The organism is Cellulomonas sp. B6, from assembly GCF_001462455.1.
Classification (GTDB): Bacteria; Actinomycetota; Actinomycetes; order Actinomycetales; family Cellulomonadaceae; genus Cellulomonas.
In genome coordinates this window covers 1-11,116 of the sequence record NZ_LNTD01000245.1, presented here as the reverse complement: position 1 = coordinate 11,116, position 11,116 = coordinate 1, and the positions used below count along the sequence as shown (strand labels likewise).

Annotated in this window: 9 protein-coding genes, 2 tRNA genes and 1 pseudogene; 10 read left to right on the top strand and 2 right to left on the bottom strand. The window is 74.7% G+C overall.

Going from position 1 to position 11,116, the window contains the following annotated elements:
• From ATM99_RS17445 to ATM99_RS17430, 4 genes and pseudogenes are all read left to right on the top strand, one after another.
• Nucleotides 1-687, top strand: a pseudogene (locus tag ATM99_RS17445) (hypothetical protein); the annotation flags it as partial.
• A 26-nt stretch (nucleotides 688-713) separates the two neighbouring features.
• Nucleotides 714-1,172 carry a hypothetical protein gene (locus ATM99_RS17440; protein ID WP_062104073.1) on the top strand — a complete coding sequence of 153 codons (459 nt, stop codon included), beginning with the start codon at nucleotides 714-716 and terminating at the stop codon, nucleotides 1,170-1,172.
• A gap of 176 nt (nucleotides 1,173-1,348) precedes the next feature.
• A tRNA-Gln gene (locus tag ATM99_RS17435) sits at nucleotides 1,349-1,420 on the top strand.
• Between the two features lie 145 nt (nucleotides 1,421-1,565).
• Nucleotides 1,566-1,638 (top strand) — tRNA-Glu (locus ATM99_RS17430).
• 380 nt (nucleotides 1,639-2,018) lie between these two features.
• On the opposite strand, the gene ATM99_RS17425 is transcribed toward ATM99_RS17430, so the two are convergent.
• Nucleotides 2,019-2,738 carry an IclR family transcriptional regulator gene (locus ATM99_RS17425; protein ID WP_062104072.1) on the bottom strand — a complete coding sequence of 240 codons (720 nt, stop codon included), beginning with the start codon at nucleotides 2,736-2,738 and terminating at the stop codon, nucleotides 2,019-2,021.
• 119 nt (nucleotides 2,739-2,857) lie between these two features.
• On the opposite strand from ATM99_RS17425, the gene leuC reads away from it, so the two are divergent.
• The 5 genes from leuC (at nucleotide 2,858) to ATM99_RS17400 (ending at nucleotide 8,327) form a co-directional block, all read left to right on the top strand.
• On the top strand, nucleotides 2,858-4,321 hold the full coding sequence (gene leuC / locus ATM99_RS17420) for a 3-isopropylmalate dehydratase large subunit (RefSeq protein WP_062104071.1): 1,464 nt from the start codon (nucleotides 2,858-2,860) through the stop codon (nucleotides 4,319-4,321).
• 33 nt (nucleotides 4,322-4,354) lie between these two features.
• A complete protein-coding gene (gene leuD, locus ATM99_RS17415; protein ID WP_062104070.1) occupies nucleotides 4,355-5,023 on the top strand; it encodes a 3-isopropylmalate dehydratase small subunit in 669 nt (222 codons plus the stop codon).
• 158 nt (nucleotides 5,024-5,181) lie between these two features.
• Nucleotides 5,182-6,513: a UDP-N-acetylglucosamine 1-carboxyvinyltransferase gene (murA, locus tag ATM99_RS17410; protein ID WP_062104069.1), complete on the top strand. Its 1,332-nt coding sequence runs from the start codon at nucleotides 5,182-5,184 to the stop codon at nucleotides 6,511-6,513.
• Nucleotides 6,514-6,561: 48 nt separating this feature from the next.
• Complete coding sequence (locus ATM99_RS17405; protein WP_062104068.1) at nucleotides 6,562-7,311, top strand: 1-acyl-sn-glycerol-3-phosphate acyltransferase; 750 nt, start codon at nucleotides 6,562-6,564, stop codon at nucleotides 7,309-7,311.
• Nucleotides 7,308-8,327: an NAD(P)H-dependent glycerol-3-phosphate dehydrogenase gene (locus tag ATM99_RS17400; protein ID WP_223305249.1), complete on the top strand. Its 1,020-nt coding sequence runs from the start codon at nucleotides 7,308-7,310 to the stop codon at nucleotides 8,325-8,327. Before ATM99_RS17405 ends, ATM99_RS17400 begins: the two co-directional genes overlap by 4 nt.
• A gap of 55 nt (nucleotides 8,328-8,382) precedes the next feature.
• On the opposite strand, the gene ATM99_RS17395 is transcribed toward ATM99_RS17400, so the two are convergent.
• Entirely contained in the window at nucleotides 8,383-9,567 is a 1,185-nt protein-coding gene (locus ATM99_RS17395; RefSeq protein WP_062104067.1) for a PLP-dependent aspartate aminotransferase family protein, read from the bottom strand.
• A gap of 209 nt (nucleotides 9,568-9,776) precedes the next feature.
• Between ATM99_RS17395 and ATM99_RS17390 the strand changes: the two genes are divergently transcribed.
• Entirely contained in the window at nucleotides 9,777-10,940 is a 1,164-nt protein-coding gene (locus ATM99_RS17390; protein ID WP_062103737.1) for a D-alanine--D-alanine ligase family protein, read from the top strand.
• Nucleotides 10,941-11,116 lie beyond the last annotated feature (176 nt).

The window sequence follows — 11,116 nt, the reverse complement described above, 5'->3', positions numbered from 1 at the left end:
CTCGGGGTGCTCGACGAGGCGCCCGGCCTGGCCGCCGCGGCCCGCGCGGCCGGTCAGGGCGCGCTCGACCTCACGACGCTCGCGCGCCTCGCGCCCGTCGTGCTGCCCGACCTGCGTCTGCTCTCGGGGATCTCGCGGGCCGACCGCTGGCCCGAGCTGCCGGGCAGCTCGCTCGAGCTCGTCCTGTCCCAGGCCCGGGCGCTCGCCGACGTGACGGTCGTCGACACGGGCTTCTGCCTCGAGCAGGACGAGGTGCTCAGCTACGACACGCGTGCCCCCGCGCGCAACGCGGCCACGCTCACCGCCCTGGAGCAGGCCGACCTCGTCGTCGTGGTGGGCGCCGCCGACCCCGTGGGCGTCCAGCGCCTCGTGCGCGCGCTCGCGGACGCGGCCGACGCGGGGCTCGCGCTCGCACGCCGCGTCGTGGTGAACCGGGTGCGCCCGACCGTCGCCGGCGCGCGCCCCGGCGAGGCCGTCGCGGCGGCGCTCGCGCGGTACGCCGGGGTCGAGGACGTCGTCCTGGTGCCCGAGGACCGCGCGGCCGTCGACGCGGCGATGCTCGAGGGTCGTGCGCTGCGCGAGGTCGCCCCGGGGTCGCCCGCGCGCCGGAGCCTGGGTGCGCTCGCGGCCGAGGTGGCCGCCGGACTGGCCGTCGACGCGCCGGTGGGGCGCGTCCCGGTCGTCTGACGGCGTGGCGGCGGCACACTGGACCCGTGCGCGTCTACCTGCCCGTGACCCTCGACGAGCTGCAGCACGGGTCGCCCGTGCTCCTGACCCCCCGCGTGGTCCACGCGGTGACGCCGCTGCTGCGCGCGACCTGGCCGGAGGAGGACGAGGAGGGCTGGGAGTACGCGGCGCAGGCGGGTGCGGCGGACGACTCGCTCGTGCGTGTCGCGGGACGCCCCGAGGCGCCGCCGTTGCGCGTCGTGGTGGCGGCCGACGTGCCCGAGGCCGCGGTGCGGCCCCTCGCGGACGCCGCCGTGCCGTCGGCCGTCCAGCTCGTCTCCGACGTCGACCTCGCGGCGGTCGTCAGCGTGCACGTCGACGAGCCCGAGGCGGCCCCCGACGTGCGGGCCGTGGTGGAGGGCGACGAGTCGGCGATCGAGCGCCTCGAGGAGCGCGACCTGCTCTGGTACGACGTCTCCGAGGTCGCGGACATCCCGTCGGTGTGACCGTCGGCGAGGGTGCGTGGTGCAGTGCGTGGCACGGCGGGTGGGTCAGTGATCCTCGCCACCCGGAGCCGGTTGGACCGCGCGGCCCTCGCTCGGGTAATGTTCACGGCCGGTGCGGGACCGCGAGTCGCGCACCACGGTGCTGTGCGTCCCGTATCGGGGCAGGTCACAGCCCTTGGGGTATGGTGTAATTGGCAGCACGACTGATTCTGGTTCAGTTAGTCTAGGTTCGAGTCCTGGTACCCCAGCGCCGCACGGACGAGTTTCGACTCGGACGTGCAGCACGAGCGCGTCCGTCCTGGTGGCGGTTCCGCGGTCCGAGGCGAGTTTCGACTCGCGGAGGACATCGGGTAGAGTGCTCACTCGGCACACGGCCTTCGGGACGTGAGCAAGGCCCCCGTTGTGTAGCGGCCTAGCACGCCGCCCTCTCACGGCGGTAGCGCCGGTTCGAATCCGGTCGGGGGTACGGTCGAAGGCCCGGTCACCACAGGTGACCGGGCCTTCTTCGTCTCCGGGCGACCGGCGTCCTGCGTGCCCGAGCATCCCCTGTGCCCTCGTCGTGGCCGTGTCGACGCGTCGACCCGCCGTCGAGTGGCGTGGTCCCGTGCGGTGCTGGCCCGGTCCTGTCCCGCAGGGAGGTCGTCCCGGCGGCCCTCGCGGCCCCGGCGCGACCCGGGGTCCGTGCGTGACGACGTCGGTGCGCGCTGGAACCTCGGCGAGCTCTTCCTGTCGAGCGGTCGGCGTGACGACGAGGCCCCGCCGGGGCGGCCGACGAGGTCGGGGCCGCCCCGGCGGGGCTCGGTGGGTGGGGCTCGTGGGTGGGGGTGCGCGCCGACGGGCCCGCGGTCAGTCGGCGGTGCGGCGCAGCACCTCGGTGAGTCGGTTGGCGGCCGAGACGACCGCTGCGGCGTGCAGGCGCCCCGGCTGGCGCGACAGCCGCTCGAGGGGTCCCGAGACGGAGACCGCCGCCACGACGCGACCCGAGGGGCCCCGGACGGGTGCGGAGACCGACGCGACGCCGACCTCGCGCTCGGAGACGGACTGCGCCCAGCCCCGGCGTCGGACGCCCGACAGGATCGTGGCGGTGAACTTGGAGCCCTGCAGGCCGCGGTGCAGGCGGTCGGGCTCCTCCCATGCGAGCAGGATCTGCGCGGCGGAGCCGGCCTGCATCGTCAGGGTCGCGCCGACCGGGATGGAGTCGCGCAACCCGATCGGGCGCTCGGCGGCCGCGACGCAGATGCGCTGGTCGCCCTGGCGGCGGTAGAGCTGTGCGCTCTCGCCGGTGTGGTCGCGCAGCAGCGTGAGCACGGGGCCGGCGGCGGCGAGCAGGCGGTCCTCTCCCGCGGCCGTCGCGAGCTCGGACAGCCGTGGCCCGAGCACGAACCGGCCCTGCAGGTCGCGGGCGACCAGCCGGTGGTGCTCGAGCGCGACGGCCAACCGATGGGCCGTCGGGCGGGCAAGATGGGTGGCGGCGACCAGCTGTGCGAGGGTCGCGGGTCCGGCCTCCAGAGCGCTCAGCACCGACGCGGCCTTGTCCAGGACGCCGACTCCGCTAGAGTTGTCCATAGGTCGATATTGGCGTCTCGAAGGCTGAGATGCAAGCCGGAGGGCGACACGCCGCCGGCGCACCGACGTCGACAGGTCACCCGGGAGGCCCCCGCCCCGGACGAGAGGAACGAACTGACATGGCCCGCACGCTCGCGGAGAAGGTCTGGGACGCGCACGTCGTGCGGCGCGGCACGGACGGCGCACCCGACCTGCTGTACATCGACCTGCACCTCGTGCACGAGGTCACGAGCCCCCAGGCGTTCGAGGGGCTGCGCCTCGCCGGACGTCCGGTGCGGCGCCCCGACCTCACGCTCGCGACCGAGGACCACAACACCCCGACGCTCGACATCGACCGGCCCATCGCCGACGCGACGAGCCGCACGCAGATCGAGACGCTGCGCGCGAACGCCGCCGAGTTCGGCGTGCGCATCCACTCGCTCGGCGACGCGGACCAGGGCATCGTCCACCAGGTCGGCCCGCAGCTCGGGCTCACGCAGCCCGGCCTCACGGTCGTCTGTGGCGACTCCCACACGTCGACGCACGGCGCGTTCGGCGCCCTCGCGTTCGGCATCGGCACGTCCGAGGTCGAGCACGTGCTCGCGACCCAGACGCTGCCGCTCGCGCCGTTCAAGACCATGGCGATCACGGTGAACGGCGCGCTGCCCGTCGGCGCGACGGCCAAGGACATCATCCTCGCCGTCATCGCGAAGATCGGGACCGGCGGCGGCCAGGGCTACGTCCTGGAGTACCGCGGCGAGGCGATCCGCGGCCTGTCGATGGAGGGCCGCATGACGGTCTGCAACATGTCCATCGAGGCCGGTGCGCGCGCGGGCATGATCGCGCCCGACGAGACCACGTTCGCGTACCTCGAGGGCCGCCCGCACGCGCCCGAGGGCGCCGACTGGGACGCCGCGGTCGAGTACTGGCGCACGCTGCGCACCGACGACGACGCGCAGTTCGACGCCGAGGTCGTGCTCGAGGCCGCCGACCTCGAGCCGTTCGTCACGTGGGGCACCAACCCCGGCCAGGGCCTGCCGCTGTCGGGCAGCGTGCCCGTCCCCGAGCAGATCGCCGACGCCAACGAGCGCGTCGCCGCCGAGCGCGCGATCGAGTACATGGGGCTGGTCCCGGGGCAGCCGCTGCGTGACATCAAGGTCGACACGGTCTTCATCGGCTCGTGCACCAACGGGCGCATCGAGGACCTGCGGGCCGTCGCCAAGCTCGTCAAGGACCGCACCAAGCACGAGGACGTCCGCGTCCTGGTCGTGCCCGCGTCGGCGCGCGTGCGGCTGCAGGCCGAGGCCGAGGGGCTCGACAAGATCTTCCTCGACTTCGGTGCCGAGTGGCGCAACGCCGGCTGCTCGATGTGCCTCGGCATGAACCCCGACCAGCTCGCACCGGGGGAGCGCTCGGCGTCGACGTCGAACCGCAACTTCGAGGGCCGGCAGGGCAAGGGCGGGCGCACGCACCTCGTGTCGCCGCTCGTCGCGGCCGCCACCGCGATCCGCGGCACGCTGTCCTCGGTCGCCGACCTCGGCGACGACGTGCCCGTGCCCGACGGCAGCCCGCTGGCGCCCGACGCCACGCTGCAGACCGTCTGACGCCCCCGCGACCCCCCGACAGGCAGGCTCATCATGGAGAAGTTCACCCAGCACACCGGGGTCGGCGTGCCGCTGCGTCGCAGCAACGTCGACACCGACCAGATCATCCCGGCCGTCTACCTCAAGCGCGTGACGCGCACCGGGTTCGAGGACGCGCTGTTCGCGGCGTGGCGCGGCGACCCGGAGTTCATCCTCAACCAGGACGCCTACCGGTCGGCGTCGGTCCTCGTGGCCGGCCCCGACTTCGGCACCGGCTCGTCGCGCGAGCACGCCGTGTGGGCGCTCAAGGACTACGGCTTCCGCGTCGTGGTCTCGTCGCGGTTCGCGGACATCTTCCGCGGCAACTCGGGCAAGCAGGGGCTCCTCGCGGCGCAGGTCGCGCAGGAGGACGTCGAGCTGCTCTGGAAGGTCCTCGAGACCCGCCCGGGCACCGAGGTGACGGTCGACCTCGGCGCGCGCACGGTCACGTGCGACGACGTCGTCGTGCCGTTCCAGGTGGACGACTACACGCGCTGGCGCCTCATGGAGGGCCTGGACGACATCGGCCTGACGCTGCAGCACGCCGACGAGATCACCGCGTTCGAGCAGGGACGCGAGTCGTGGCGTCCCGCGACGCTCCCGGCCAAGCACCTGCCGCCGGTCCCGGTGCGCCCCGCGCGCCCCGTCGTGGCCCTCGACCTGGGGCCCACGCAGGGCGCCTGAGCCGTCCCGCGCCGTGTGACCTACGGCACCCGCACCCCGGCGGACGCACGGCCACGACCGTGCGCCCGCCGGGGTGCGATGTGTGGGTTCTGGGTGGACGCTGGACGCGGCGGCACGCGATGGCGTGCCCACGCCCGCGGGTGAGGGACTATGTGCACATGACCGACCTGCTGTACGTCGACGGTGGCAACCCGCTGCGCGGAGAGATCACCGTCCGAGGCGCCAAGAACTTCGTCTCCAAGGCGATGGTCGCCGCGCTCCTCGGCGAGACCCCGAGCGAGCTGCGCAACGTCCCCCAGATCCGTGACGTCGCCGTGGTGTCGGGGCTGCTGCGCCTGCACGGCGTGAGCGTCGACCTCGACGACGAGGCCGGCACGCTGCGCCTCGACCCGACCGACGTCGAGTCGGCGCACGTCGCGGACATCGACGCGCACGCGGGCTCGAGCCGGATCCCGATCCTGTTCTGCGGCCCGCTGCTGCACCGCCTCGGTGAGGCCTTCATCCCGGACCTGGGCGGCTGCCGGATCGGGGACCGGCCGATCAACTACCACCTCGACATCCTGCGGCAGTTCGGCGCGGTCGTGGACAAGACGCACAACGGCATCCACATCCGCGCGCCGCACCGCCTGCAGGGCACCAAGATCGCGCTGCCGTACCCGAGCGTCGGGGCGACCGAGCAGCTGCTGCTGACGGCCGTGCGCGCCGAGGGCATCACCGAGCTGTCCAACGCGGCCATCGAGCCCGAGATCATGGACCTCATCAACGTCCTGCAGAAGATGGGCGCGATCATCTCGGTCGCGACCGACCGGGTCATCAGGATCGAGGGCGTCGACCGGCTCGTCGGCTTCCAGCACACCGCGCTGTCGGACCGCATCGAGGCCGCCTCGTGGGCCGCCGCGGCGCTCGCGACGGGCGGCGACGTCTACGTGCGCGGTGCGACGCAGCCCGAGATGACGACGTTCCTCAACACGTTCCGCAAGGTCGGCGGCGAGTTCACGATCGACGACGAGGGCATCCGGTTCTTCCACCCCGGCGGCGACCTCAACTCGATCCAGCTCGAGACCGACGTGCACCCCGGGTTCATGACCGACTGGCAGCAGCCGCTCGTCGTCGCGCTCACGCAGGCACGCGGCCTGTCGATCGTGCACGAGACCGTGTACGAGAACCGGTTCGGGTTCGTCGACGCGCTGCGCGGCATGGGCGCGACCATCCAGGTCTACAAGGAGTGCCTGGGCGGGCGGCCGTGCCGGTTCGGGCAGCGCAACTTCTACCACTCGGCCGTCATCTCGGGGCCGACGCCGCTGTCCGCGGCCGACATCGAGGTGCCGGACCTGCGAGGCGGCTTCAGCCACCTCATCGCCGCGCTCGCGGCCAAGGGCCAGTCGGCCGTGCGGGGCATCAGCCTCATCGACCGCGGCTACGAGCACTTCACCGAGAAGCTCGAGGCGCTCGGTGCGCAGTTCAGCCGTGAGGTGGACGTCCGCCGCTGACGGACGCCTCGTCCGGGGCGCGACGGCGCGCGGCTACCATCGGTTCCCGTGCCGTCGCCGTCGCGCTCCAACCGCGCCTACCGCAACGTCGCCCGTGTCGTGCGCACGTTCCTGTTCGCGACGACCCGACCCGACTGGCACGGTGCCGAGCACCTGCCCGTCGAGGGCGGGTTCGTCGCGGCCGCGAACCACATGACCGAGGTCGACCCGCTGACGTTCGCCCACTACCTGTGGGACCACGGCCACGTGCCGCGCGTGCTCGCCAAGGCGTCGCTGTTCGCGGTGCCCGTGGTCGGGCCCGTGCTGCGCGCGACCGGTCAGATCCCCGTGCACCGCGACACGGCCGCGGCGGGGGACTCGCTGCGGTCCGCGGTGACCGCCCTCGAGGCGGGCGAGTGCGTCGCGGTGTTCCCCGAGGGCACGCTCACGCGCGACCCCGACCTGTGGCCCATGAAGGCCCGGACGGGTGCCGCGCGGCTCGCGCTGACGACGCGGGTCCCGCTGATCCCCGTCGCGCAGTGGGGGCCGCAGGACCTGCTGCCGCGCTACGGCAAGCTGCTGCGCCCGTTCCCGCGCAAGAAGGTCACCGTCGTCGCCGGGCCGCCCGTCGACCTCACGGACCTGTACGACCGCCCGCAGGACGCCGCGACGCTGCGCGAGGCGACCGAGCGGATCATGGCCGCCATCACGACGATGCTGGCGGAGATCCGCGGAGAGCAGCCGCCCGCCGAGCGGCACGACATGCGCCGGCGACCCGCTCCGGGCGGCGGCGCGCACGACCAGGGGGGTGCGGCGTGACGCCGCCGGTCACGCCGCTGCGAGCCGCGGTGCTCGGCTCCGGCAGCTGGGGCACCACGTTCGCCGCCGTGCTCGCCGACGCGGGCTGCGCCGTCACGGTCTGGGGCCGGGACGCCGCGACCGTCGAGGAGATCACGCAGGAGCACCGCAACTCGCGGTACCTGCCGGGCGTCGAGCTGCCCGCCGGTGTCACGGCGACCGCGGACCCGCGCGCGGCGCTCGCCGACGCCGACGTCGTGGCCGTCGCGATCCCGTCCCAGCGCGCGCGCGAGGTGCTGGCGCCGCTCGCGGACGCGCTGCCCGCGCACGCCGTCGTCGTCTCGCTCATGAAGGGCGTCGAGCTCGACACCGACCAGCGCATGAGCCAGGTCGTCGCGCAGAGCCTCGCGATCGACCCGGCGCGCGTCGCCGTGCTGTCGGGACCGAACCTCGCGCGCGAGATCGCGCTGCGGCAGCCGACCGCGACGGTCGTCGCGTCGACCAGCGCCGACACCGCACGGCTCGTGGCCCGGGCGTGCGCGTCGTCGTACTTCCGCCCGTACACGAACCCCGACGTCGTGGGCGTCGAGCTGTGCGGGGCCGTGAAGAACGTCATCGCGCTCGCGGTCGGCATCTCGCAGGGGCGCGGCATGGGCTTCAACACGATGGCGACCGTCATCACGCGCGGCCTGGTCGAGATCACGCGCCTGGGCCTCGCGCTCGGGGCGGACGCCGAGACGTTCCCCGGGCTGGCGGGCATGGGCGACCTCATGGCGACGTGCGCGTCTCCCGACTCGCGCAACCACACCCTCGGCGTCCACATCGGCCGGGGCATGAGCCTGGACGAGGCGGTCGTGGCGACCGGCGGCACCGCCGAGGGCGTCAAGTCCTGCCGCTCGGTGCTCGAGCTGGCGACGTCGCTCGGCGTCGAGATGCCCATCACCTCGGCCGTCGTGCAGGTGCTGCACGAGGGGCTGCCCGTGGACCGGCTCGCGGGCCTGCTGCTCGCGCGTCCGCACCGCGCCGAGGGCGTGTAGGCCAGGTCCGCGCCCGTCGGGCCGCCCACCCGCCGAGAGACCGGGCGAGGGCTCGTCAGCCTCCGAGACGGTCGGCGGTCGCCGCCAGCGCCGCGTCGAGGTCCCGCCACAGGTCCTCGACGTCCTCGATGCCGACCGACAGCCGCACGAGGTCCTCGGGGACGGTGGGTGACTCGGTGGCGAAGCGGCGGCGCCGCTCGAGCGTCGACTCCACGCCACCCAGGCTCGTCGCCGGGACCCAGAGCCCGACCGCGGCCACGAGCGCGTCGGCCGCGGCCGCCCCGCCCGCCGGCCGCAGGCCGATGATCGCGCCGAAGCCGTCCATCTGGGCGGCCGCGCGGGCGTGCCCCGGGTCGCCGGGCAGGCCCGGGTAGCGGACCTGCGCGACCCCCGGGTGCGCGGACAGGCGGCGCGCGAGCTCGCCGGCGTTGGCCTGCGCGCGCTCGACCCGCAGCGCGAGCGTGCGCAGCCCGCGCAGCGCGAGCCACACCTCGAACGGTCCGGCGATCGCGCCGTGGGTCGTGCGGTGCGCGACGAGACGTGCGTGCAGCGCGGGGTCGTCGGCGACGGTCGCCCCGAGCACCACGTCGGAGTGCCCCGCCAGGTACTTGGTGACCGAGTGCACGACCACGTCCGCACCGAGCGCGAGCGGGCGCTGCACGAGCGGCGTCGCGAACGTGCTGTCGACCACGACGAGCGTGCCGACCTCGTGCGCGGCGGCGACGAGCGCCGGCACGTCGGCGACCTCGAGCATCGGGTTCGTGGGCGACTCGAGCCACAGCAGCGCCGCGGGCCGGTCGTCACCGCCGCCGCGGACCGCCGCGACGACCGCGTCGGTGTCGGCGACGTCGACCGCCTCGACGCGCAGCAGCCCGCGCTCCGCCTGCTCGCGCAGCAGGACGAGCGTCACCTGGTACGCGTGCCGCGGCACCACGACGCGCCCGCCGAGCGGGACCAGCGCGAGCGCGGCGTCGATCGCGGCCATGCCCGACGCGAACACCGTCGCGGGCGGGCCGTCGGCGGGTCGGCCCGCAGCGGCGTGGTCGGTGCGCTCGAGCGCCGCCAGGGCCTCCTCGAACGGCTCCCACGCCGGTGTGCCGATGCGTCCGTACAGGTGCTCACCGGCCGACGGCACGCCCTGCGACACGAACGTCGACGTGAGCACCACGGGCGGGTTCAGCGACCCGCCGGGCTCCCTGGCGGGGCGCCCGGCGCTCACCGCGAGGGTGCGCGGCGACACGTCGTGCGGGTGCGCGCGGCGGGTGGGGGACTGGTCCGGGGAGGCGGGCGCCGGGGTGGTCACCCGGGCAGGCTACGCGAGCGCCGGCACCGCACGGCGAGGCCGCCCACGGTGCGGGAGCGCCGGCGCGTGCGGGCGCGGGCCCCGACGGACCGGGCCGCCCGGTGCGCCGGGTGCCGCGCTCGCCTCGGGGGTAGGGTCGGTGCGCGATGGACGCCTCGACCACGCCCCCAGCCGCCGCCGACGACGGCCGCGCCCGTGCCGTCGGTGCACGACCCCGTGTGATGGTGCTCTTCGGCGGGCGGTCGGGCGAGCACGCGATCAGCTGCGCCACGGCGAGCGGCGTGCTGCGCGCGCTCGACCGGGACCGCTACGACGTCGTCGCCGTGGGCATCACGCGCCGCGGCGAGTGGGTGCTCGCGGACGACGACCCGGACCGGTGGGCGATCCGCGACGGCCGCCTGCCCGAGGTCGAGGACACCGCGACGCGCGTCCTGCTGCCCCAGGGCACCGCCGAGCGCGACGTCCAGGTGCTGCACGACGGCCGGCTCGGGGCCCCGCTCGGCGCGGTCGACGTCGTGTTCCCGCTGCTGCACGGCCCGTTCGGCGAGGACGGCACGCTGCAGGGGCTGCTCGAGCTGGCCGACGTGCGGTACGTCGGGTCGGGCGTGCTCGCCTCGGCCGTCGGCATGGACAAGCACATGATGAAGCTCGTGCTCGCCGGGTCGGGTCTGCGCGTCGGGCCCTTCCGCGTGGTCCCCGCGGGCGTCGCGCCGGACGCCGCGACGCTCGGCGCGATCGTCGACGACCTCGGGCTGCCGGTCTTCGTCAAGCCCGCGCGCGCCGGCTCGAGCCTGGGCATCACGCGCGTCGACGACGCCGCCGACCTGCCCGCCGCGGTCGCGGCCGCGCGCGAGCACGACCCCAAGGTCGTCGTCGAGGCGGCGATCGTGGGTCGCGAGATCGAGTGCGGCGTCCTCGGCGGACGATCGGGCGCCGCCCCCCGCGCGTCGCTGCCGGGCGAGGTCGTCGTTGCCGAGGCCGACCACACGTTCTACGACTTCGCGGCCAAGTACCTCGACCAGACCGGTGTCACGCTGTCGTGCCCCGCCGACCTGCCGCAGGACGTCGTCGAGCGCGTGCAGGACGCGGCCGTGCGCGCGTTCGAGGCCGTCGGCTGCGAGGGCATCGCCCGGGTCGACGTGTTCGTCACGGCCGACGGCGAGGTCGTCGTCAACGAGATCAACACGATGCCCGGGTTCACGCCGTACTCGATGTACCCGCGGATGTGGCAGGCCAGCGGGGTCGACTACCCGACGCTGGTCGACGAGCTGGTCGCGCTCGCGCTCGAGCGGCCCACCGGGCTGCGCTGAGCCCGTCCGCCCCGGGAGGGCGTCACAGGCACTGCCGCTGCTGCTCGGTCCGTGCCACCGCCGGGCCGATCCGGTCGAGGAACGACGTCGAGCGGGTCTGCGCGACCGAGCCCGGCACGCGCACCTCGACGGCCGGTACGCGCCCGTACGTCGTGAACGTCCAGTCGCCGTCGGCC